This window comes from Actinomadura barringtoniae (genome assembly GCF_017573505.1).
GTDB classification, from domain to species: Bacteria; Actinomycetota; Actinomycetes; order Streptosporangiales; family Streptosporangiaceae; genus Spirillospora; species Spirillospora barringtoniae.
This window is the reverse complement of record NZ_JAGEOJ010000027.1, coordinates 83,116-106,044: the sequence shown is the minus strand read 5'-3', so window position 1 is coordinate 106,044 and position 22,929 is coordinate 83,116. Positions and strand designations below refer to the sequence as shown.

Below are 22,929 nucleotides of genomic sequence, written 5' to 3'. Positions count from 1 at the left end.
GGCGATGAGAGCAAGATCGGCGGGGTTGCGAGGTGTCACAGGTTGCGCTTGAGGAATTCCACCTGAAGGTGCAGGAGGTTCTCGGCGACGACCTCCTGCGGGGTCATGTGGGTGACGCCCGACAGCGGGAGAACGGTGTGGGGACGGCCCGCCGCGAGCAGCGCCGAGGACAGGCGCAGCGTGTGGGCCGCCACCACGTTGTCGTCGGCGAGGCCGTGGATCAGCAGGAGCGGGCGCTCCAGCTTCCCGGCGTCGTCGATGAGCGAGTTGGCCGCGTAATTCTCCGGCTCCTCGTCGGGGTGGCCCAGGTAGCGCTCGGTGTAGTGGGTGTCGTACAGCCGCCAGTCGGTCACCGGCGCGCCGGACACCGCCGCGTGGAACACGTCCGGGCGGCGCAGCACGGCCAGGGCGGCCAGCCAGCCGCCGAACGACCAGCCGCGGATGGCGACCCGGTCGAGGTCGAGGGCGCCGGGGTGGCGGCGGGCCGCCTCCTCCAGCGCGGTGACCTGGTCCTCGATGACCGGGCCCACGAAGTCGCCCCGGATCGCGCGGTCCCAGACCGGGCCGCGTCCCGGCGTGCCGCGGCCGTCGGCGATCACGACCGCGAAGCCCTGGTCGGCCAGCCACTGGGCCTCGCAGTAGGCGCGCTGCACGGCCAGCACCCGCTGGGCGTGCGGCCCGCCGTACGGGTCCATCAGCACCGGCAGGCGGCCCTGACTCGGCTCCCAGCCGGTCGGCAGCACGATCGCGGTCCGGATCTCCCGCTCACCCGACCTGATCAGCTCGACCGTCGGGGTGATCACCGGGGTCTCGGCCTTGGACTCGATCGCCCACGTGCCCGCCGGGGTCCGCACCTCCACCGAGACGCCGACCCGGTCCAGGCGCGACCCGTTCAGCACGGTGACCTGGCCCGAACGGGTGCCGCCGAAGACGCCCTGGCCGTCGCTGAGCCGCTCGACGCCGTCCGGCCCGTACGACCAGACGTGCACCTCGGTCGGCTCCTCGGAGGCGGTGAACAGGATCCGGTCGCCCTCGACGCCCAGCACCGAACGGACCTGGAGGCCGCCCGGCGTCACCGGCTCCCCGGCGATCGTGATGCGCCGGGTGTCGGTCTCGCGGTCCTCGGCGACCCAGATGAGCTCGCCCTTGCCCGTACGGGCGGGCAGGCCCGTGACGATGTCGGTCCAGATCGCGTCGTGCGCGTTGTGCAGCAGCGAGGCCTCGCCGTTGCTGGGGTCGACGGTCAGCACCCGCTGGCTGCGCTGGTCCCGCGACTGCACGACGATCAGCAGGCCCTGGCGGTCCCAGGCGGCCGTCACCACGTACGGGAACTCGCCCCGGTCCCAGGCCACGCCGACCCGGCCGCTCGCGGCTTCCACCTTGAGCAGCACGAGCGACACGATCGCGTTCGGCGTCCCGGCCGCCGGGTAGGCGATCTCGGTCGCCGGCCGGTCGGGGTTGGCCGGGTCGGCGATGTGCCAGCGCTGCACGGGCGTCTCGTCCACCCGCGCCACGAGCAGCGTCCCGCCGTCGGGTGACCACCAGTGGCCGCGCATCCGTTCCATCTCCTCGGCCGCGACGAACTCCGCGAGCCCGTAGGAGACCTGCTCGCTCTCCGGCTGAACGAGCGCGCGATCCTCACCGGACCCGAGCTCGAACACCCGCAGCGTCCGCCCGGAGACATAGGCGATCCGGCGCCCCGCCGGGTCCAGGCGCGGGTCGAACACCGGCGTCTGCGCCTCCAGGGCACGCACCGATCCGGCGCGCAGATCGGCGACGAACAGCTGCCCGCCCAGGCTGAACGCGGCCTGCCTGACCTCGCGATCCACGGCGTAGCCGACGATCCCGCCCGCCTGCTCCCGCGCGCGCTCGCGCCGGGCCCGCTCCTCGGCCGGGAGGTTCTCCTCGCCCTGAACGTCCATCGCCCCGGGATCGGCGATCAGCCGTTCCTCGCCGGTGGCGGTGTCCAGCGTCCACAGGCAGGTGACCGGATCGTCCCCGGCCTTGGTCCGCAGGAACGCGACGTACGAACCGTCCGCCGCGATCTGGAAGGCGCGCGGAACGCCCAGGCTGAACCGCCGGGTGCGGGCGCTCTGCCGCGGAAAGCTGATGGTCATGGAGAAAAGTCTGCCATTCCCCTAGAGATCATCCGTCGGTAGAGTCATGCGGCTTGCTGAACCGGGTGTTGGAAGCCCGGCCCGGCCCCCGCCCCGGGTTCCCAGCGACTCTTTGAAAGGGAACCTCTATGACCCCCCTCAACCGAACGCTGCTCGCAGGCGGGGTGGGCCTCCTGGCCTTGGCCGCCCTCGCGCCCGCCGTCCAGGCCGCCCCGGCCCCTGGCTGGCGCATCGCCAACTCGACGGCCCTGCCCGAGGGCTACAACGCGTACATGAACGATGTCACGGCCACCAGCGCCAAGGCGGGCTGGGCCGTGGGCTACAGCCAGGAGGTCGGCGAGCCGTCGGGAATGCTGCTGAAGCGCTGGAACGGCAGTAGGTGGACCGAAGTCAAGGTCCCGGCCGGGCTGGCGCCCAGGCCCAGCGCCGAGCTGTGGCGCGTCGCGGCCTCGGCATGGAACAACGTCTGGGCGTTCGGCATCGCGAGTAAGGACGAACACGACACCGGTGTGGCATTCGGCGTCCACTGGGACGGCGCCAAGTGGACCCGCAAGATCTTCCCCAAGATGCAGGGCATCTCGCAGGCGGCGTCGATCGGTCCGCGCGGCCAGGTCCTGCTGATCGGGCATGGCGAGTGCAAGCGCTGGTGGTGCAAGCCTTACGCGCAGAGTTTCGATGGCAAGAACTGGAAGGCCTTCCCCGTGCCCGCGGGGATCGGCGAGATTCACGCGCGGTCGGCCAAGGACATCTGGGCAACGGTCAACCTGGCGGACGGCCGTAAGACCCCGGCCCCCAAGAACACGCTGGCGCACTGGGACGGCCGCAAGTGGCGCACCATTCCCCAGCCCAAGCTCGGCTTGACGGCCAAGCGGATCTGGGTCTTCTCCGACATCTACGGGACGAGCTCCAAGAGCGCGTGGGTCTCCGTCGCCTCGTTCAACATGGTGGACGGTTACATGCCGGGCGCGTACCTGGGCCACTGGGACGGCAAGAAGTGGCGCACCGCCAAGGTCAATTCCAAGGACTGCCTGCGGCAGATCGCCACTGATGGGCATGGCGGCCTCTGGGCCCGCTCCTGGGACGACTACCTGGTCCACTACTCCCGTGGCAAGGTGACCGCCCGGATCCGGGCGCCGCGCGGCTCCGGCGAATGGCCCAATGTCGTCTCGCTGGCCCATGTCCCCGGGACGAGCTCCATGTGGGCGACGGGTAACGCCCGGAACAAGGGAGTGTGGGATACCGGTGTGATCTGGAAATACGGGGCCTGACGTACTGATGGCTAGATCATGGGTTGTTCCCCGTAGGCGGGGAACAACCCATGACCGCGCTTGGCCTCGCGTAGGCTCAAGGCTTTCCTAGTACGTACTTGGAGGAGAGGTCCATGCCGGAACTGCAGCCGGGTGATCCGCAACGGCTGGGTTCGTACGACCTGCTCGGGCGTCTTGGCGAAGGCGGGCAGGGCGTCGTTTACCTGGGCAGGGACGCCTCCGGTACCGAGGTCGCGGTCAAGCTGCTCCGGGCCGACCTGACCGAGGACGCCGCGGCCCGTAACCGCTTCGTCCGCGAGGCTCAGGTGGCCAAGCAGGTCGCCCGTTTCTGTACGGCGCAGACGCTGGACATCGGGGTGGCGGGCGATCGGCCGTACATCGTCAGCGAGTTCGTGCCCGGGGACTCGCTGTACAAGCAGGTGCGCGAGCAGGGGCCGATCACCGGCGCCGCCCTGGAGCGGCTGGCGATCGGGACGGCGACGGCGCTGGTGGCGATCCACCAGGCCGGGATCGTGCACCGCGACTTCAAGCCGCACAACGTGCTGATGGCCCCCGACGGCCCCCGGGTGATCGACTTCGGCATCGCGCGGGCGCTGGACGCCGGGCAGACGATGGCGACCAAGGCGATCGGGACGCCGTCGTACATGGCGCCCGAGCAGGTGGCCGGGGCGACGCTGACCGAGGCCGTGGACGTGTTCGCCTGGGGCGCCACGATGGTCTACGCCGCGACCGGGACGCCGCCGTTCGGCGACGACACCGTGGTCGCGGTGATCAACCGGGTGATGCACGAGCCGCCGTCGGTGGAGGGCCTGCCAAACGGGATGCGCGCGTTGATCAGCGCGTGCCTGAACAAGGACCCGCAGCGGCGGCCGACCGCGCAGCAGCTGATGATGAGCCTGATCGGCACCGGCGGGCCGCAGCAGACGCGGATGGACGACCCGGCCCAGGCGACGACCATGCTGGCCGAGGGCGAGCACCTGGCCGCGGGCGCCGCGGGTGCCGCGATGGGTGCGGGCGTCGCGTACGGCGCCACCGACCGGACGATGGCCTACGACGGCCGTACGCGGGTCCAGCCCCCCGGCGGCACGCTGCCCGGCACCCCGCCGCCCGGCCGCCGCTACTACGAGCCGGAGCCGAAGCGGTCGCGCTGGCCGATCGTCGCCGGCATCGCCGCGATCCTGGTGCTGGCCGTGATCGTCGGCGTGGTGATGGCGAACACGGGCAACGACAAGGGCAACACCCCGACCACGCCCGACTCGAGCCAGTCGTCGGAGAAGAAGCCGTCCGACGAGGAGTCGACGCCGGACGACACCCCGACGCGTTCCCACCACCGGACGACCACGCCGACCGAGCCGACCGACGAGCCGACCCGGCCGACGCAGCAGCCGACCAAGCCGACCCAGGAGCCGACCAAGCCCACGCAGCAACCGACCGAGCCGAGCACGCCTCCCGACGGCGGGGGCGGCAGCACCGGCAAGCCCGGTGGCGGGGGCAGCACGCCTCCCGACGGCGGCGGCGCGGCCAACGGCGGCGGCACCGGCAGCGGCTGACGCCGGAGGGCCGGCTGACGGCGGAGACCGGCGGCGGTCGCTGACGGCGGCTGACTCCGGCTGACGGCGGCACGCCCGGGGCGGTTTTATGGCCGCGCCGGGCGTGGTTCTGGTCACGGCGGGCAGGGCGGGGAACGGTTAGGCTCGCCCATCTGGGTACGCTCGTGTTCTATGACGCAGCCGCGGATCCTGTTCGTCCATGCCCACCCGGACGACGAGACCATCGGGACCGGGGCGTCCATGGCCAAGTACGCGGCCGAGGGCGCCCATGTCTGCCTGGTCACGTGCACCCTGGGCGAGGAGGGCGAGGTCATCCCGGACGAGCTGCGCCATCTGGCCTCCGACAAGGAGGACCGGCTCGGCGAGTACCGGATCGGTGAGCTCGCCGCCGCGTGCGCCGCGCTGGGCGTCGCCGACCACCGCTTCCTCGGCGGCCCGGGCCGCTGGCGCGATTCGGGGATGATGGGCGCGCCCACCAACGAGGATCCGCGCTCGTTCTGGAAGGCCGACCTCGACGAGGCCGCGGGTGAGCTGGTGAAGGTCATCCGCGAGGTCCGCCCGCAGGTGATCGTGACGTACGACGAGCGTGGCAACTACGGCCATCCCGACCACATCCAGGCGCACCGCGTCACCCGGCGGGCCTGCGAGCTGGCCGCCGACCCCGGGTACGGGGAGGGCGAGCCCTGGCGCGCCGAGAAGTTCTACGCCTACGCGACGCCGCGCACCGTGCTGGCACGGGCCATCGCCGTGATGCGCGAGGCCAAGCTGCCGTTCGACCGCGTGGCGGGCCTGGACGAGCTGGGCTCGGGCGTGCCGGACGACCGGATCACCACGTTCGTGGACGCGCGTCCCTACCTGCCCGCCAAGCTGGCCGCGCTCCGGGCGCACCGCACGCAGGTGACGGTCGCGCCGGACGAGGTCGGGCCGTTCTTCGCGCTGTCGAACGGCCTGGGCCAGCAGGCGTTCGGCACCGAGTACTTCATCCTGCTGGACGGCGAGCGCGGCGCGCCCGCCCCGGGCGGCCGGGAGGCCGGCCTCTTCTCCGAACCGGCGGCCCATCAGGCCTAGGGCGCGGCTCAAAGTCAGCCGGCCTACCGCGCCGCTCGCTACGGCCGCCGACTTTGAGACGCGCCCTGGCGGCTCGGTACCCTGACGATCGTGGACAAGGACGAGGACGCCCGGCTGTCGCTGGCCAAGAAGGACGACGCCGCCACCGGAACAGGCCCGTCCAAGCAGGCCGACAGCACAGACGCCAAGCCCGCAGACGCCGTTGCCCCCGCAGACGCCAGGCCCGTCGACGCCAAGCCCGCTGACGCCGTTGCGCCTGTGGACGCCGCGCACGCGGCCGGACAGGACGCTGTGCCGGTGGTGATCGCGGAGCCCAAGGAACCCAATCCGCGCGTGGAGGCCTTCGTCGGCGGCGCGGCCTATGGGGCGCTGGCGCTGCTGGGGGCCGTGGTCGGGCTGATCGGCTCGTTCGCCCAGGACTGGACGGTCGGCTCCAGCTCGATCCCGGTCGCGGCCGTCGCGCTGGTCGTGGTCAACTTCGGGCTGGTCAGGCTGGCGGGCTTCGGGATGGGCGGCCGGATGGGCGCGGTCATCCCGCTGCTGACCTGGACGGCCGTGGTGTTCCTCATGTCACAACGGCGGCCCGAGGGTGACCTGGTCGTGCCGGGCACCACGCCGGGCTACGTCTACCTGATCGGCGGCCTGGTGGCCGGGGTGATCGCGGTGGCGCTGGTCCCGGTGAAGCGCCAGCCGGGCGAGTGGCTCACCGGGGGCGCCGGTCGTACCCGCGGGTAGGGTGTTGGGCGTTGTGAGCACTGAGCCCCTCTCCCCGGAACCTCCGGCGGGATCCCTGCCCGAGGGCGTCGACGCGGCGCTCTACCGGCAGGTGGTCGGCCGCTTCGCGACCGGCGTCGCGATCGTCACCACGGTGGTGGACGGCGTCGACCACGCGATGACGGTGAACGCCTTCACGTCGGTGTCGCTGGAGCCGCTGCTGGTGCTGTTCTGCGCCGAGAAGATCGCGCGCTTCCACGACGTCGTGCTCGGCAGCGAGCTGTGGGGCGTCTCGGTGCTGACCTCCGACATGCAGGACGCCTCGCAGTGGTTCGCCACCCGGGGGCGGACGCTGGACGGCCAGCTGGAGGGCTGGCCGTACAAGCGCGGCGCCGCCACCGGCGCGGCGATCTTCACCGGCGCGGTGGCGGCGCTGGAGTGCCGGACCCACGCCGTCCACGAGGCCGGTGATCACACCATCGTGGTCGGCGAGGTGCTCAGCCTCGACGTTCCGGATCCGGAGGGAACGGCCCTCGTGTACTACGAGGGCCGCTACCGCACCATCACATGATCGGCCCGGGCCGGCCCGGATCGACCTGGGTCGGCCCGGATCGACCTGGGTCGGCCCGGATCGACCTGGGTCGGCCCGGATCGGCCTTGATCAGCCCGCGTGGGCCGCGGCGGCCGACTCGGGGGTGTCCGTCGATGTCGGCGGACGGTACTTGCGGACTCCGAAGCAGGCCGCGGCGGCCACCAGGACGACCACCACCGGCAGCAGCATGGTCGGCTTCATCGCGTCCACGAACCCGTGCGAGAAGACCTGCTTGCCGAGCGCGGCGAGCTGCTGGGCGACGTCCGGGGAGGTGCCGGGCGGTGCCTTCATGTTCGACGGGCCGCCGAACTCCACGCCCTTCTTGGCGGCCTCGGCGAAGCCCTTGATGAACGGTTCGCGCGCCCCGGCGGGCAGCGCCGTGGAACGGTCGGTCGCCTGCTCCTTGAGCGAGGAGGCCAGCTGGTTCTGCATGACCGCGCCGACCGCGGCCGTGCCGAGCGCCGAACCGACCTGGCGGATCGTGTTGTTGACGCCGGACGCGGCGCCCGCCAGCCGGGGTGGCACGTTCCGCATCGCCTCGGTGGCCATCGGCGCGAACACGCCGCCGATGCCGGCGCCCATCACGATGAACGCGGGCAGGAAGGTCACCCAGCTGGTGCCGACGTCGGCGACCAGGATCAGCCAGAGCGTGCCGATCGCGTACAGCGTCAGCCCGCCCATCAGGATGAACTTGCCGCCGACCTTGTCCGACAGGCGTCCGGCGACCGGGGCGAGGAACATCGACACGATCGACGCGGGCGCCATCACCAGGCCCGCCTTGAGCGCGCTGAAGCCCTCGACCGACTGCAGGTAGATGTTCATCGGCAGGAACATGCCGATCATGCCGACCGACACGGCCGCGCCGACGAAGTTGAGGATCGAGAAGTTGCGGTCCTTGAACAGCGCGAACGGGACCAGCGGCTCGTTCGCCTGTTGCGTGCGCTGGTGCAGCAGGAAGATCACGAACAGCACGGCCGAGACGCCGATCAGGCCCCAGATCCAGCCGTTCCACTCGTACTTCTGGCCCTCGGTGAGCGCGAAGGTGAGGCAGAACAGCGCGGCCGAGGCGAGGATCACGCCGACGATGTCGAAGCGGTGCCGTACGGTACGGGCGGCGCCGGGCAGGATCGGGATCGCCATCGCGACGACCAGGATGCCGATCGGCAGGTTGACGAAGAAGATCCACCGCCAGTCGAAGCTGGTGACCAGCAGGCCGCCGACGGTCGGCCCGGCGACGGTCGACACGCCCGCGACCGCGCCCCAGACGCCGAGCGCCGCCCCGCGCCGCTGCGGCGGGAAGGTGTCGATGATGATCGACATGGTCTGCGGCATCAGCATCGCCGCGCCGAGACCCTGGACCGCGCGGGCCGCGATCAGCTGGCCCGGGCCCTGCGCGATGCCGCACGCGAGGCTGGCCAGCGTGAACAGCACCACGCCCGCGATGAACAGGTTCTTCTTGCCCCACAGGTCACCGAGCCGGCCCGCCGTGATCAGCAGGACCGCCAGCACCAGGATGTAGGCGTTGTTCACCCACAGCACCTGGTCGAGGGTGGCGGGCAGTTTCTCGATCATGTTGGGGATCGCGACGTTCACGATCGTCAGATCGAGCAAGGTCATGAAGAACCCGAGGGACAGGGTGAGCAGGATCGCCCACGGGTTGCCACGCCATTTACTCATGAGTTCTCCTCATGACGAAGTTCGTTTTGTGGACGGCAGGCGGTCGGGCTCTCGTCCGCCCAGTTCAGGCGGCCGTGCTGCAGGTCGTCGATCAGCCCCCGCACGTACTCCAGCTCGACCCGGTTGTGCTCGACCGCCAGCTCCATGTCCAGGAGCTTGTGGCGCGGGATGCCTCGTTTGAGCAAGGAGTCGTAGGCCGACTGATGCCCGGCGAGGAGGAATTCCAACTTGCTCAGCCGGGTGAACAGGCACTGGAGCACCTCGTCCTCCGGCAGCAGGTTCACGAACGCCAGGCCGGTGCCGAAGAGCGGGAACTCCTCGTTCAGCTCCGAGAGGATCTCGGCGAGCCGCATCTGGGCGGCGCCGCGGCCGGCGTCGGTGACGGTGTAGACCGTGCGCTCGGGCCTGCGGCCGTCGCGGCTGGTCTCGACCGTCTCGATCAGCCCGCGGGCGGCGAGCCGATCCACGGAGTTGTAGAGCGCGCCATGGGTGACCTTGACCGCGTGGTCGTAGGCGTACTGGCGGATGCGCTGCTGCATCTCGTACGGGTGCATGGGCCCGTCGCAGAGCATGCGCAGCACCGTCAGCGCGAGCGGGGTCAGGGGTTTCGCCATGGTCGGCCTTCTGATCCTCTAGCCTTCTAGTCCGACTTGATTAGTCCGCGTGGACTATTTGGTCCAAGTAGACTATTACACATGGATTGACGTCTCGTCGCCCAGAATACGGATGACGTACGACACAACATGACGAGGGCTCCCCACGCCGTTGTGGGGAGCCCTCGTCGTCGCTTGGAGCGGGCCGGCGTCAGCCCTTCAGGGCGATCTCCAGCTGGTCCAGCGCCCAGTCCAGGTCCTCGCGGCTGATCACCAGCGGCGGGGCGAGCCGGATCGTGGTCTCGTGCGTCTCCTTGGCCAGCACGCCGAGCTCCATGAGCCGCTCGCTGACCGGCCGGGCCTTGCCGTGCAGCTCGATGCCGGCCCACAGCCCGCGGCCCCGCACCTCGCGCACCTGGTCGCTCGGCAGCCGCCCGAGCCGCTCGTGCATGTGCGCGCCCAGCTCGCGCGAACGCGCCTGGAACTCGTCGGTCCTCAGCATCGCGATGACCTCGCGCGCGATCGCGCAGGCCAGCGGGTTGCCGCCGAACGTCGAGCCGTGCTGGCCCGGCTTGAACACGCCGAGCACGTCACGGTCGGCGATCACGGCCGACACCGGCATGATGCCGCCGCCGAGCGCCTTGCCGAGGATGTAGACGTCCGGCACGACGCCCTCGTGGTCGCACGCGAACGTGGTGCCGGTGCGGCCGAGGCCGGACTGGATCTCGTCGGCGATCATCAGCGTGCCGTTCGCCGTGCACAGCTCGCGGACGGCCTTCAGGAACCCGCTCGGCGGCACGTTCACCCCGGCCTCGCCCTGGATCGGCTCGACCAGCACGCCGACCGTGGAGCCGTCCATCGCGGCCTTCAGTGCCTCGACGTCGCCGTAGGGCACCGTGCGGAACCCCGGCGTGTACGGGCCGAACGAGTCCTTGGCGTCCGGGTCGGTCGAGAAGCTCACGATCGTGGTCGTACGGCCGTGGAAGTTGCCCTCGAAGGTGATGATGTTGGCCTGGCCGGCGGGTACGCCCTTGACCTCGTACCCCCACTTGCGCGCCGTCTTCAGCGCGGTCTCGACCGCCTCGGCGCCGCTGTTCATCGGCAGGACCATGTCCTTGCCGCACAGCTCGGCGAGCTCGCTGACGAACGGCCCGAACTGGTCGTGGTCGAAGGCGCGGCTGACCAGCGTGACCCGGTCCAGCTGCCGCTTGGCCGCCTCGGTCAGCCGCGGGTTGCAGTGCCCGAAGTTGACCGCGGAGTACGCGGCGAGCATGTCCAGGTAGCGGTTGCCGTCCACGTCGGTGACCCAGGCCCCGTCGGCCTGCGCGATCACGATGGGGAGCGGGTGGTAGTTGTGCGCGCTGTGCTCCTCGGACATCGCCCGCAGATCGTCGGTTCGAGACACGAAGGCTCCTTTGCCATGGCTCGGCGGCCGGAGTACGGCCGGTACGCGGAATCGCTCGTGAGACCGGTCTCCCGGCGCGCACGAGAAGGGACAAAGCCGGTGGTCAGCGGCCCGTGACCAGCGTATGTTCGGGTTTGACCGCCAACCAACGCCGATATCGAACTTTGGGGGAGATATTCATTGCGTATTGACGAGCTTGACCATCGAATCGTTGCGCAGCTCCTCGAGGACGGCCGAGCCTCCTACGCGCAGATCGGCGACCGCATCGGACTGTCCGCCCCCGCGGTCAAAAGACGCGTCGACCGCCTCCGCCTGGACGGCGTGATCACGGGCTTCTCGGCCGTCGTCGACCCGGCCGCGCTGGGCTGGACCACCGAGGCGTTCATCGAGATCTTCTGCACCGGCGCGACGTCCCCGGATGAGATCTACTCCAGCATCCGCAAGCACCCCGAGGTGGTCGCGGCCTACACCATCAGCGGCGACGCCAGCGCCCTGGTCCACGTCCGCGTCCGCGACATCCAGCACCTGGAGCAGGCCCTGGAACGCCTCCGCCGCGAGGACAACATCACGGCCACCAAGACCGCGATCGTCCTGTCGCGCCTCATAGGCCGCCCCATAGACGCCCCCAGCGCATAACGCGCTACCGAGGCACCTCGAACTCAGGCCGAGTAACAGCCGCCCGCCCCACCAGCAGAACATCCCCAGTGGTCCACCCACTCCCGCCCCTGGGCCGCGCGCCGGCGGGCGGCTGCGGGGCCGAAGGCGCCTGCGGGTCGTCCGGTCGCGCGTCCACGGGCGGGCGGTGGTGCGCGGGCGGCCGTGCATCCCCGCCCGGGCCTTCGTTCGCGGGCGGGCGCGGGGGCGTGGGCGTGTGCGGGTCGTCCGGGCGGGCGTCCATGGCGGGGCGGGGGGTCCCGTCCGGTTGCGTGTTCCGGGCGGGGCGTACGTCCACGTCCGGGCGTGCGTCCACGGGCGGGGCCATGGGTGGGCGTGCGGCGGCCGGGGGTGGGGCGGCCTGGGGGAGAGGGGTGTTGGCGTGGGTGGGGTCGGCGGCGTACGGAGGGAGGAGCGCGGCCAGGCGGGCGGGGAGCCAGCCTTCGCCCGGGGGTTCTTGGTCGGGGGACAGTTCGGCGAGGACGTCTTCCAGGGACGGTCGCTTGGCCGGGTTGGGGTTGAGGCAGCGCTCGATCAGGCGGCGCAGATCCGGTGGGGCGTTCTCCAGGTCGGTGCCGTGCAGGGCCAGGGCGCCCAGCGAGTAGACGTCGGTGGCGGGCGTCACGTCGTGGCCGAGGGCCTCTTCTGGCGAGTTCGTTCCGGTGAGGCAGATGCCGGGGGCGACCACGCGGGGGCCGTCGGGGGCGAGGATGAGGTTGGCGGGGGTGGGGCCGGCCTGTGTTACGCCTGCGGAACGGGAGGCCTCCACGGCTTGGGCGGCTCCGGCCATGATCGGCCGCACCAGCTCGGGCGGGAGCGGGCCCAGCTTGGTGACTGCGGTGGAGAGGGAGGGGCCGGGGACGTGTGCGGTCGCCATCCACGGGCGGGTTCGGTCGGCGTGCGCGTCGAGGACGTGGGCGGCGAACGGGCTGCGCACTCGCTGGGCGGCGGCGGCCTGGGTGCGGAAGCGATCGTCGGCGGGCACCAGGGTGATGGCCAGGCGGCGGCCGCTCTGGGTGGCGGCGAGGAAGGCCCGTTCGTCGATGCGCGCCAGCAGCCGGTAGCCGCCGATCAGCAGGGGATCGCCGGGGCCGAGCGGTGCGAAGACGGGCATGGCGACCTCCAGATGATCTTCTCGCCGCTTTCTATCGCACATTCTGGCCGGGTCGCCGGGTTACCGGCGGGTAGGATTTCGCCCATGACCTTCGCCACCGCTGACCTGATCGACGACTTCGGCGACGAACTGCGCAGCTGCGAGACGCAGTTCCGTCAGTTCGGCGGCCGCGCCACGTTCGCCGGGCCGATCGCGACCGTCCGCTGCTTCCGCGACAACGGGCTGGTCAAGAAGCTGGCCAACGGCCCCGGCGGGGGCCGCGTGCTGGTGGTCGACGGCGGCGGCTCGCTGGCGTCCGCGCTGAGCGGCGACCTGATCGCTGCGGCGGCCGTCGAGAACGGCTGGGCCGGGTTCGTCATCAACGGCGCCGTCCGCGACGTCGCCGTGCTGCGCACCCTCGACCTCGGGATCAAGGCGCTCGGCTCCAACCCCCGCAAGAGCGCCAAGGGCGCGGCGGGCGAGCTGGACGAGCCCGTGACGTTCGGCGGTGTCGAGTTCCGCGCGGGCGACTGGCTCTACAGCGACGAGGACGGGATCGTCGTCGCGGCCCGCAAGCTGCACTGACCCGAACGGGCGGCCGGCGCGGACCGATAAGCGCTGATCACGAAGGGTCGGCGGGGCTGGCGTTAGATGCCAGGAGAACCCTCACAATGTCGGCCAAGCACGCTATTGATCATGAAACCGGTCTTCTCTACCGTCTCGGTCATCGACTGAGACAGGGGAGACATGTTCGGCAAAAAGACTCTCTTGGTCCCCGCACTGGCGGCACTGACGCTGTCGGTCGGCCTGGCGGCCGGGCCGGCCGCGGCACAGGCCAAACCCCCCATCCCGAAGCCCACCCCGAACCCCTGGCAGATGCGGCACTGGCCGCAGACCCAGCCCTGGCAGCAGAGCCAGCCGCAGGCCAGGACGTTCGCGGCGGGCGCGCCGAAGCCGATCGACCCGCAGAACTACGAGCTGCCCGACACCATGACCTGGGACGACTACAAGGGCATCCCGGGCACCTCGTGGGCCGACCCCTCCAAAAAGGGCTCGATCAGGAACTTCAAGGGCGCGGTGGTGCTGGTCGACTACCCGAACCAGCCGTTCGTCGTCACACAGCCGAAGAACTCGACGATCTACGGCAACCCGGTCGGTGTGTCCGACGTTCCGCAGAACCAGGTCGCCAAGTTCTACCAGGACTTCCTCAACAAGCCGCAGGACCTGAACCACGGCCACACGCTGCACGAGTACTGGATGGAGACGTCCGGCGGCCGGTACGGCGTGGACCTCACCGCGTTCGGCGCGTACCGGATGCCGGCCAAGGACCACGAGTACGGCATCGACGCGTTCCAGGGCGGCACCGGCTGCCCGACCGGCGACACCTGCAACCGCGACATCCGCGGGGACGGGCGCGCGGCCTGGATCGCCGACGTCGGCGAGGACACGGCCAAGCAGTTCGACTTCGTCTTCTTCCTCACGGCCGGGCAGGACGAGTCGTCCACCTGGCAGGAGTTCGGCCAGATGAAGTGGGCCAACAAGGAGGACGTGCCGGCCGAGTGGGGCTCGGGCGACCCGACCCTGCCCAACTGGGTGAAGACCCGCTACGTCGACTGGACGTCATGGCAGGCGGGCTCCAACCACTGGCCGAACGCGGCCAACGGCAGCTCGACGCAGGCGGAGAGCTCGGGACAGGCGGTCTTCGCCCACGAGTTCAGCCACATCCTGGGGATCGGCGACAACTACAACAACCCCTACAGCGTTCCGCCGCGCCGCGACTACTCGGGCCCGTGGGACATGCTCAGCCGCGGCAGCTTCAACGGGCCGGGCGGCCCGCACAGCCGCTGGAACATCCCGGCGCAGGGCGGTGCGTCGATGGGCGCCGAGCAGATGCTCCGCGACCGGATGAAGCTCGGCATCGTCGACCCGGCGCGGGTGCTGCAGCTGAACCGTGACACGCTCGCCGCCGACGGCACGGTCGTGGCGAAGGTGACCGCGCGCGAGGTCGTGCCGGGCAAGAACGACATCGCCGGCATCAACCTCAAGCTCGGCACGGGCGGCGACAAGAGCCCCGCGTGCGACACGAGCAAGGACCCGTACTGCGACGGCGGCAAGTACGACAACTACACCGTCGAGGTCGTCGACCGGATGGGCTTCGACTCCTTCACCCCCGACCAGGGCGTGCTGCTGTCCAAGACCAAGAACGCGGACAACGCCCCGTTCATCTGGGTGAAGGACGCCAACCCGCAGGACATCGACAAGGTCGACTTCGTGCTGCCGAACGGCGAGAAGCGCAAGATGACGATCGGTGACTACCGGCAGCTGTCGGACGCCACGTTCCATGCGGGCACCGACTCCGGCAGCGAGTACGAGTACGTCGACGAGGCCAACCGGCTGCACTTCTACGTGCTGAACCTCAAGCGCGACAGCAAGGGCGTCCTGTCGTACACCGTCGCCATCCGTTCGCTGGACGGCGCGGGCTCGCAGCGCCGCAACGTGAAGGTCGACAACGGCGAGACCCGTCCCGCCGGCGCCGGCTGGGTGAAGTGCACCGTGCCGCTGCGCAACTCCGGCAAGGGCGGCACCGGCGTCTACGGTTCGGACGTGTTCCGGCTGAGCGCGTCCGCGACCGGCAAGGGCTGGACGACCTGGGTGCCGAACGCCCTGGCGACCGCCCCGGCGGGCTCGGCCACCACCGCCGAGGTGTGGGCCAAGGCCGCGCCGGGCGCCGACACCAAGGCCAAGCTGGTGCTGAAGGCCACGTCGGAGAGTGACCCGACCAAGACCGACACCGGCAACTGCCGCATCCGCTGATCTCACGAATCCGCGGCTGATCTAAGGAGTCCGTAGCTCCGTTTCGAAGGCCGGTCCCGACTCTGGGGCCGGCCTTCGACATTGGTCCCTTTCCCGTGCGAACGGATGAACGGTGTCGCAGGACCGTTGGGCATCGATCGTTAGATATCTCTCATTTGCCCTGCATTCGGGCGCAGTTCAACTCCTCGTGATCGTGAAGCGACGACCTGCACATCTATCAGAGTGCGTTCATATCGCCACTGATCGTCATCTTTCCAGGTAAAGGGCGCGAATGTTACGTTCCACCCTCCCCTGGAGGTGATCAAGTGAACGTCCGGCGCTCCCTCGCCATCGCCGCACCCCTCGTGGCCGTGGCTGCCGGTATTCCCGCCTATGTCTACGCCGCCCCTGACGGCGGCTCACATAAGGCCGACAATGTCGCGGCCACCGCTGCCGCCGCGCCCAACAAGGGCGACTTCGTCCTCAAGCGCGGCGCCAGCAACAGCGGCATCATCAAAGGCCTCGACAAGAGCCTGAACAAGAGCGGTGTGCAAAAGCTGCTCAAGGCCGCCAACAACAAGCTCGGCACCCACTGCAGCGGTGCCCGGGTCCCCACCAAGGCGGTCAAGTACTGCTGGACCAAGACCGACGACAACACCGGGACCTGGACGCCGCAGGGCGTCACGAGCGTCTCGGACGCCATGAACAACGAGAAGTGGGGCAACTCCCGCTACGTCATGGGCGTCTCGTGGTGGGCCAAGTCCGGCGCCAGGCTGACGTTCGTCGACCTGAAGAACAAGAAGTACCGCCACGTGCTCCTCGCTTACCCGACCAAGACCAAGACGGGTAAGCCGAACTACAACGACATCCGCAGCCACGTCGGCGGCATCGCCTGGTACGGCAACTACCTCTACGTGGCCGAGACCCGGGTCGGCATGCGCGTCTTCGACATGCGCAAGATCTTCGACCTGGGCGCCAGCAAGCACGGCACGACCAAGAACAAGAAGTTGGTCGGCCTGCACGGCAAGACCTACTACGGCCACGGGTACCGCTACGTGATGCCGCAGGTCGGGCTCTGGAAGAACGCCAAGGGCCAGGCGCCCTCGGCCTCCAAGTGCTACACCTCCGGGTCGCCCAAGTTCTCCTGGGTCTCGGTGGACCGCAGTGGCTGGGACTCCCTGGTCACCGGCGAGTACTGCCCCGACAACAAGCCCACCGGCCGCATGGCGACCTGGCAGCTGGTGAACGGCCAGCCGCGTACCGACGCCAAGGGCTACGCTCACGCGCTCGCGGTCTCCACCCTCCCGGTCGGCCGGGTCCAGGGCGGCGCCACCTCCACCAGGGGCGGCGTCGACTACGGGTGGTTCACCCACAACATCCGGACCAACGAGATCGGCAAGGGCTACCCCAAGGCCTGCCCGAAGAGCGGCGCGCTCTGCGGACAGCTCTACAACGCCCGCTGGGTCGTCGGCTCCGGCTGGAAGGTGACCAGCAAGCCCGCGCTCGGCATCGGCCCCGAGGACCTGTCCTGCTACCGAACGCAGAACAGGCTCTACACGGTCGCCGAACACCGCTACAAGCGCGCTCTCTACGGAGTGGGCGCCAACTGCTGACGCAGTGACGTAGCTCTGAAGGGCCGGTACGGGACCATCCGTACCGGCTCTTCGTGCTTCAGGTCCGAGGACTCGGGTCCGGAAAGTAGACCCACGTATCGAAGCGGGCGGCGAACGAGGAGTTCGTGGTCAGGAACGGCAGCATCGACATCCGGTCGCCGGCCGCGATGACGACGAGCCGCCCTCGCAGATTCTCCATCTCCTCGGTCAGGGCGGACAGCGCCCGTAGCCCCTGCTCGTCGCTCGCCAGGCTGTCGATCGAGCTGACGTAGAGCACGCCGTCGACGGCCCTGCGGACGGCCGTCTTGGTCTTCCCCTCCGTGAGCGCCGTGTAGTCGCCGACGAGATCGGAACGGCTCACCTGGACGAGGTGGCCGCTCTCCAGCAATCCGAGATCGTTGAACAGCTCCCCGACGGCCCGAGCGGCGAACGACTTGCCCGTGCCGGGACCGCCCAAGAAGACCAGGTTGGGGGCGTCGTCGGCGGCTCCCTCGTGCCGCCTGGCGTGGATGCGGGCGACGAGCGCGGAGAGCTCGCGCTTCACCTCCGCCAGGTCGGGTATCTCGTCCAGCCGGGCGAGCGCCCGCTCCCTCTCGGCCTGCGGGTCATCGAAGTCGGCCGCCACGAGCGTCTGCCGATGGTCGGCCGGGGGCGGGTTCGCCGACTGCCGCCGTTCCTCCAGCCGCCCCGCCGCGCGGTCCAGCAGCGCACCCGCCGCGCGCTCGCCGTGGGCCTCTGAGCCCTTCCGCGCCAGCAGTTGTTCGAGGTAGACCATGGTCGTCCTGGAGATCGAGAGGCCCCGGCCGCGCGCCAGCATGCCGGTGAACCGCGCCGTTTCGCGGGCGGTCTCGGGCACGAACGCGACCGTGTCGTCCACCGCCGCAGCGAGCTCGGGGAAGCGGGCGAGAAGCCTGACGATCGCCTCGGGAGGCCCCGCGAGGATCACCATCACGTCCTCGCGATGGCGTTCCATCAGCGAGGCGAGCTCGGCGGCGCGCGCCGAGCCGGCCCAGTCGGCCTCGGCCTCGTCGGCTACGGCGACCTTGATGTAGTGGACGCGGCCCCGTCCCTCCTCGATGAACTGAGGGGAGGTCCACTCCCGCCAGGTGCTTTCGACGAACTGAGGCTCTTCCAGCAGGCCGAATCGGACGAGGGCGGTCGCGTACTCGCCTGCCGCCGGGCTCTTGCCGACCATGGACGGGCCGGTGAAGGCGAGGTGGCGATGGCGCGTCCGGCCGGTCGCCTGCCGCCCGTTCAGCTCTGCCACGAGGTTCTCACGGAGCTTCCGCTTCACCGCCTGAAGCCTGAGCCAGCCGTCCACGTTCGCCAGGGCCTCGTCGATCTCGGCGTCGAGCTCGTCGGTCGATTCCGGATCGATGCGCAGCCGGGCGGCGGGAGGGAACTCCGTGCTCAGGGGCTGAACGAGGCGTGTGATGCTCCGGGGCGGCGTCACCGCCATCCTGAACCGCTCGGTCGTCGGGGATCCCGCTCGCAGGACACCGGTGCCGTTCCCAGAGTCGCTGAGCGTGATCGACCACGTGAGCCGGCCGGTCAATGACTCCAAGTTGGCCGACCGCGCGGCGGATGCCCCGAGTATGAGGTGGACGCCGAGCCGGTCACCCCCGGTGGCGAGCGCGGCGATCGTCTCCGCGAACTCGGGTCTCTGCCTGAGCAGGTCGGTGACCTCGTCGATCACAACGAAGAGGGCGGGCATCGGGCCGCGCGATTCGGGGGCTCCCTGCGTTTGGTAGGTATGCCATGAACTCCTCCCGGTGGCCGTCAGGAACCGTTGCCTGCGGTCCATCTCCGCGCGGAGCGCGTCCGCCAGGGGGCGGGTGAGGGAAGGCTCGCTCTCAAGGACCGTCAGTGCGGCCGCGACGTGGGGCAGCGTGGCCACGTCCCTGAACGCGGCACCGCCTCCCGGGTCGGCGAGGACGAACGTGACGGCCTGCGGCGAGTAGCGGAGCGCCAGTGCGGCGACGATCGTGCCGAGCAGTTCCCTGCGCCCCGAGTTACGCGTTCCGATGACCATGCCGTGGGCGCCACGAAGGCCGCCCAGAAGGTCGAGCGTCATCGGTCCGCCGTGTTCGTCCGACCCGATCGGCACCGGCGGCCATTCACCGGCGGGACGCCGCCAGCCGGCGCGGATCTCGGCGGCCCCCGGATTACCGAGCAGCCGCAAGAGGTCTGGCGCCTCCGGGAGTTCTTCCGGCGCCTCGAATTCCGCATCGGCGAACGACGGTTCGTCGAGAGCGGCGCGCGCGATCCTCTCGACCGACCGGCGAGTGGTTCTGCTGAGGAAGCGTGTGGCGGGCGTGCCGTTCGCGGCCAGGTGCTCATCGAACGGGAGGTGCTCGACGGCCACGTCGAAGGTGGCGAGCGAACGGCGGGCCTCGTCGAACTCGGCTTCGGTGCGGCCGGGTGCGCCGACGAGGACGACGACCGTACGGATGGACACCCCCGCGGCTTCGAGCAGCTCAAGATGGTTGACCAGCCCGAGCGCGCTCCCGGAGGCGTACTGTCCGACCAGCACGAGAGCCTCGGCCTCTGCGAGGGGACCGACGCGCGGGTCGTCGAAGAGCGCGGAGTCGCAGTCGGCGATCGCGACCCCGAAGACCTCGCTGAGCGCGTCGACGGCCGTCCAGACCGTGCCGAGCCGGGCTGCGCCGGGGTAGCTGGGGAGCGCCCAATGACCCGGACCCGTGCCGATGCGGGTCACGAACCGCTCAGCCTCTTCAAAGCTGCGGGGCTTATTGAGGCGAAGGTCCGGCAGGGCCGCCTTCGCCGTGAGGCCGAGCCGTCGGGTGAGGGGAGCGGAGCTTGAGGCATCGACGGCGAGGACGCGTCCGTGGTCGCCCCCTGAGAGGGCGTCTGCGAGGAGCGCGGTGAGCGTCGACCTGCCGACATATCCGTCGACGCTGGCCACCATGATGCGCCGCGCGGACGGAGCGGATTGCTCGCCCTGCGGTGGTGGTCGCTGCTCGGTGCGGCCGGTCCCGAAGAATCGGCCGATGCCTCGGCCCAGGCGCTGGAAGAAACCCGGACCGGAGGACGGAGCCGCCTCGTCGTAGGTCCGCGGCCGCGGCTTCGCGGTCGGCCCCTGTTGGGCTTGTTGATACGGCCCAGGTTGGTACGGAAGGGGTGCGGGCGTCTGGGGCTGGGGTGGCAGGGGTTGAGCTGGGCCCTGCGCTTGCGGACCGCCTGATGCCCACTGGCCTGCGGCTTCAAGTGCGGGCGTTATTGGAGGAGCCGGGGCCGGGGCCGGCGGTAGGAGGAGGCGGCGGGCCTCGGGGTTGACGAGGGCGAACGGGCCCCAGCCGAGCGTGGCGGCGCGGGCGGCCGTGCGGGAGCCCACGGCCAAGGGGATCACGCCGGGGAAGCGTTCGCCGCCGAACGTGGCGCGGCGTTCGATCTCGGCGGAGACCAGCTCAAGGGTGTGGAGGGTGTGCAGGCCCTCGGGGCGCGGCAGGGTGTCCAGGAGGGCTTGGCGGGCCCCGGGCACGAACTCGTAGCGGTCTCCGGCCGTACCGCCGACCGGGCGGAGCAGGCCGCTGAGCAGCACCTCGGCGAGCGGGCTCGGACCTGCGCCGCCGAGGACGCGCTGCTGGATCAGCCGCATGACCGGCAGGGACGGTACGGAGACGGCGATGTGCGCCGCCAGCTCGCAGGCCCCGGGCGAGGCGGCGGCCAGGAAGCGGCGTACGCGTTCGTCCACGGGCAGTTCGTGTTCGCGCCTTACGGGAGCGGAACGGGTCCCGGCGGAGAGCATGGTGACGGCGGCCGGGCGTGGGCCCGCTCCGGCGACCAGGTCCGCCCAGCCGGCGAGCCAGCCGGGCTCGATCTCCAGCACCGGTACCGGGATGCCCCAGTCGGCGGTGCCGTCGTACGGGTCGAAGCGCAGTTCGGTGTTGGGCGCGGCGGGCCGGGGGAGTCGTGCCGTTCCGGGGAAGGCGGGGGCGGCGGTGCGGCGCCAGAGGCGTTCGGGGAGCGGCTGGAGGATCGCCGTCGGGCTCGCGGACGCCCAGCGTCGTACGGAACGGCCCGCGCGGCCGGTCCACCAGTGCGGTCCTGAGCAGTCGCTGAGGACCAGAACGGCCCGCCGACCGGTCGGATCGATGAGCGTCGCGGGACTGCGCGGGGCGGCGTCGGGCGCGGCGCTCACGGCGCCCGACGGATGGAGGTAGGTCACGCGTACGTCGGTGAAGGCGCCCTGGCGCAGCAGCGCCTCGGTCATCTCGTCGGCGAGCGGCCGCCACATCGTCATCGACGGGCCGGTGTCGACGACGAGGTCGAGGCCCAGCCAGCGTTCGGGTTCGGGGACGAGCCGGGGGATCCACAGGCCGGTGTCGGCGATGCGCGCGGCGGTGGCCTCCTCGTCCAGCCGCTGCAACGACCGCGAGGGCACGCGCCGCTTGAGGGGACGCAGCGCGCGCTGGAGGGCGCGCGGGTCGGACAGCATCGGCGCGGTCGGCACCATGATCGAGATCGCGACGGGCGTGGGCCCGGACGCGTCGTCCAGCGCTTCCGGATGAACGGGGATGCGTGGCGGCCGTGGCGACGGCGGCCGGGCCTGCGGTTCGGGGTCGGCCGTGGGCTGCGGCGGCTCGTCGCCCTCGTCCGGGTCCTCCAGATCCCCCGGAGCGTCGTGGTCCGCCTCTTCGGGCGGTTCCTCGGGAGTGATCTGGCAGGCGAGCCACAGCATTTCGCTGAGCTGGAGGGCGTCGACCGGTGCGGCTGCGGTGCCGGTGCCTTCGGGCGGGCCGGTCGCGGTCAGGATCTCGCGGAGGCGGTCAATCGTCATCGGCGACGCCGCTGAGGTAGGGCATGATGCGGTCGGCCAGCTCCTGCCGGTCGGCGGCGTCGGCGTGCCGGATCATGTAGACGGCGTTCAGCAGCTGGTCGGTGGCGAGCGCGCCGGAGCCGGAACGCTCGAAGAACCGGCGGATCACGTCGTCGCTCTCGTCTGCCAGGTCGCCCAGGTGCTGGCGGACGATCGCAGCCAGCTCCTCCTCGGTGGCGGGCTGGCGGAGCCGCACGGTGACGCAGCGGCGGAGGAACGCGGGCGGGAACTCGCGTTCGCCGTTGCTGGTCATGACCACGAACGGGAACGCGCGGCAGCGGACGGCCCCGCGTTCGATCGGCACCCGTTCACCGTCGGCGGTCATCACCGCGGCCTGCGGCTCCCGGTCGGCGCGGCGGACCAGCTCGGCGACCTCGTACTCGCCCTCCTCGAAGATGGTGAGCAGGTCGTTGGGCAGGTCGATGTCGCTCTTGTCGATCTCGTCGATGAGCAGCACCCGCGGCCGGTTGTACGGCAGCATCGCGGTACCGAGCGGCCCGAGCCGCAGGTAGCGGCCGATGTCCTCGTCGTCCCCGGCGGGGATGGCGCGGCTGGCGGAGACGGCGCGGCCGTCGCGGTTGGCGTCGTAGAGGCGGGTCAGCGGGTCGTACTGGTAGAGGCCGTCGCGCAGCGCCGTACGGCTGGTGATGGGCCAGTGCAGCACGCGGCCGAGCCCGAGCTCGTGCGCGACCGCGTACGCCAGCGTCGACTTCCCGGTGCCGGGCGGGCCGGTCACCAGCAGCGGGCGGCGCAGGTAGAGCGCCGCGTTCACCTGCTGAACGGCGTCGTCGGAGGGCCGGTAGGTGGTCGCCCGGTGCGGGTTGCCCGCGTCGGCCGGGGGAGGCGCCACCGCCGGTCCGCCGCTGAACGCGCGCCAGGGAGGAGGCTCTGGCAGCCGGTCGATGCCGTCGTGCGGGACGCGGCTCCCTGTGTAGAGCAGCCAGTCGGGCAC

The 22,929-nt window shown here is 70.8% G+C and carries 16 protein-coding genes; 9 read left to right on the top strand and 7 right to left on the bottom strand.

Going from position 1 to position 22,929, the window contains the following annotated elements:
- Positions 1-35 precede the first annotated feature (35 nt).
- A complete protein-coding gene (locus J4573_RS46410) occupies positions 36-2,117 on the bottom strand; it encodes a S9 family peptidase (protein WP_208262811.1) in 2,082 nt (693 codons plus the stop codon).
- A gap of 128 nt (positions 2,118-2,245) precedes the next feature.
- Here J4573_RS46410 and J4573_RS46405 point away from each other — a divergent pair, with 128 nt between their 5' ends.
- From J4573_RS46405 to J4573_RS46385, 5 genes are all read left to right on the top strand, one after another.
- Positions 2,246-3,385, top strand: coding sequence for a hypothetical protein (locus tag J4573_RS46405; protein WP_208262810.1), 1,140 nt, complete (start codon positions 2,246-2,248; stop codon positions 3,383-3,385).
- A 113-nt stretch (positions 3,386-3,498) separates the two neighbouring features.
- On the top strand, positions 3,499-4,935 hold the full coding sequence (locus tag J4573_RS55775; RefSeq protein WP_279575822.1) for a serine/threonine-protein kinase: 1,437 nt from the start codon (positions 3,499-3,501) through the stop codon (positions 4,933-4,935).
- Between the two features lie 171 nt (positions 4,936-5,106).
- The gene (gene mshB / locus J4573_RS46395) at positions 5,107-6,003 is read left to right on the top strand and encodes an N-acetyl-1-D-myo-inositol-2-amino-2-deoxy-alpha-D-glucopyranoside deacetylase (RefSeq protein WP_208262808.1); all 897 of its coding nucleotides are present in this window, start codon (positions 5,107-5,109) and stop codon (positions 6,001-6,003) included.
- Between the two features lie 90 nt (positions 6,004-6,093).
- Positions 6,094-6,738, top strand: coding sequence for a DUF6113 family protein (locus J4573_RS55770; protein WP_208262807.1), 645 nt, complete (start codon positions 6,094-6,096; stop codon positions 6,736-6,738).
- Positions 6,739-6,751: 13 nt separating this feature from the next.
- Entirely contained in the window at positions 6,752-7,288 is a 537-nt protein-coding gene (locus J4573_RS46385) for a flavin reductase family protein (RefSeq protein WP_307797468.1), read from the top strand.
- Positions 7,289-7,378: 90 nt separating this feature from the next.
- Here the strand turns inward: J4573_RS46385 and J4573_RS46380 are convergent, their stop codons facing one another.
- The 3 genes from J4573_RS46380 to rocD all read right to left on the bottom strand — a co-directional run bounded on the left by J4573_RS46380 (position 7,379) and on the right by rocD (position 10,957).
- Complete coding sequence (locus J4573_RS46380) at positions 7,379-8,986, bottom strand: MFS transporter (RefSeq protein ID WP_208262805.1); 1,608 nt, start codon at positions 8,984-8,986, stop codon at positions 7,379-7,381.
- Positions 8,983-9,600 (bottom strand): PadR family transcriptional regulator, encoded by a 618-nt coding sequence (locus J4573_RS46375; RefSeq protein ID WP_208262803.1) that lies wholly within the window; start codon positions 9,598-9,600, stop codon positions 8,983-8,985. The genes J4573_RS46380 and J4573_RS46375 overlap by 4 nt, the downstream gene beginning before the upstream one ends.
- Before the next feature lie 190 nt (positions 9,601-9,790).
- Positions 9,791-10,957, bottom strand: coding sequence for an ornithine--oxo-acid transaminase (gene rocD, locus J4573_RS46370; protein WP_208262847.1), 1,167 nt, complete (start codon positions 10,955-10,957; stop codon positions 9,791-9,793).
- Positions 10,958-11,164: 207 nt separating this feature from the next.
- Here rocD and J4573_RS46365 point away from each other — a divergent pair, with 207 nt between their 5' ends.
- Entirely contained in the window at positions 11,165-11,620 is a 456-nt protein-coding gene (locus J4573_RS46365) for an Lrp/AsnC family transcriptional regulator (RefSeq protein WP_208262801.1), read from the top strand.
- Positions 11,621-11,624: 4 nt separating this feature from the next.
- On the opposite strand, the gene J4573_RS46360 is transcribed toward J4573_RS46365, so the two are convergent.
- On the bottom strand, positions 11,625-12,752 hold the full coding sequence (locus J4573_RS46360) for a protein kinase family protein (RefSeq protein WP_208262799.1): 1,128 nt from the start codon (positions 12,750-12,752) through the stop codon (positions 11,625-11,627).
- Positions 12,753-12,836: 84 nt separating this feature from the next.
- On the opposite strand from J4573_RS46360, the gene rraA reads away from it, so the two are divergent.
- The 3 genes from rraA (at position 12,837) to J4573_RS46345 (ending at position 17,137) form a co-directional block, all read left to right on the top strand.
- Positions 12,837-13,316 carry a ribonuclease E activity regulator RraA gene (gene rraA, locus J4573_RS46355; RefSeq protein WP_208262798.1) on the top strand — a complete coding sequence of 160 codons (480 nt, stop codon included), beginning with the start codon at positions 12,837-12,839 and terminating at the stop codon, positions 13,314-13,316.
- A gap of 162 nt (positions 13,317-13,478) precedes the next feature.
- The gene (locus tag J4573_RS46350) at positions 13,479-15,545 is read left to right on the top strand and encodes a M6 family metalloprotease domain-containing protein (RefSeq protein WP_243774683.1); all 2,067 of its coding nucleotides are present in this window, start codon (positions 13,479-13,481) and stop codon (positions 15,543-15,545) included.
- Between the two features lie 305 nt (positions 15,546-15,850).
- Positions 15,851-17,137, top strand: a complete 1,287-nt coding sequence (locus tag J4573_RS46345; protein WP_208262796.1) for a hypothetical protein — start codon at positions 15,851-15,853, stop codon at positions 17,135-17,137.
- A 58-nt stretch (positions 17,138-17,195) separates the two neighbouring features.
- Here the strand turns inward: J4573_RS46345 and J4573_RS46340 are convergent, their stop codons facing one another.
- Both J4573_RS46340 and J4573_RS46335 read right to left on the bottom strand, forming a co-directional pair.
- Positions 17,196-21,938, bottom strand: coding sequence for an SAV_2336 N-terminal domain-related protein (locus tag J4573_RS46340; RefSeq protein ID WP_208262794.1), 4,743 nt, complete (start codon positions 21,936-21,938; stop codon positions 17,196-17,198).
- On the bottom strand, positions 21,928-22,929 hold the full coding sequence (locus J4573_RS46335) for an AAA family ATPase (protein WP_208262792.1): 1,002 nt from the start codon (positions 22,927-22,929) through the stop codon (positions 21,928-21,930). The genes J4573_RS46340 and J4573_RS46335 overlap by 11 nt, the downstream gene beginning before the upstream one ends.

What these genes read in the sequence shown, in the direction of transcription:
- J4573_RS46410 (WP_208262811.1), bottom strand. Translation starts at nt 2,117, where the DNA reads ATGACCATCAGCTTTCCGCGGCAGAGCGCCCGCACCCGGCGGTTCAGC.
- J4573_RS46405 (WP_208262810.1), top strand. Translation starts at nt 2,246, where the DNA reads ATGACCCCCCTCAACCGAACGCTGCTCGCAGGCGGGGTGGGCCTCCTG.
- J4573_RS55775 (WP_279575822.1), top strand. Translation starts at nt 3,499, where the DNA reads ATGCCGGAACTGCAGCCGGGTGATCCGCAACGGCTGGGTTCGTACGAC.
- mshB (WP_208262808.1), top strand. Translation starts at nt 5,107, where the DNA reads ATGACGCAGCCGCGGATCCTGTTCGTCCATGCCCACCCGGACGACGAG.
- J4573_RS46380 (WP_208262805.1), bottom strand. Translation starts at nt 8,986, where the DNA reads ATGAGTAAATGGCGTGGCAACCCGTGGGCGATCCTGCTCACCCTGTCC.
- J4573_RS46375 (WP_208262803.1), bottom strand. Translation starts at nt 9,600, where the DNA reads ATGGCGAAACCCCTGACCCCGCTCGCGCTGACGGTGCTGCGCATGCTC.
- rocD (WP_208262847.1), bottom strand. Translation starts at nt 10,957, where the DNA reads ATGTCCGAGGAGCACAGCGCGCACAACTACCACCCGCTCCCCATCGTG.
- J4573_RS46360 (WP_208262799.1), bottom strand. Translation starts at nt 12,752, where the DNA reads ATGCCCGTCTTCGCACCGCTCGGCCCCGGCGATCCCCTGCTGATCGGC.
- rraA (WP_208262798.1), top strand. Translation starts at nt 12,837, where the DNA reads ATGACCTTCGCCACCGCTGACCTGATCGACGACTTCGGCGACGAACTG.
- J4573_RS46350 (WP_243774683.1), top strand. Translation starts at nt 13,479, where the DNA reads ATGTTCGGCAAAAAGACTCTCTTGGTCCCCGCACTGGCGGCACTGACG.
- J4573_RS46340 (WP_208262794.1), bottom strand. Translation starts at nt 21,938, where the DNA reads ATGACGATTGACCGCCTCCGCGAGATCCTGACCGCGACCGGCCCGCCC.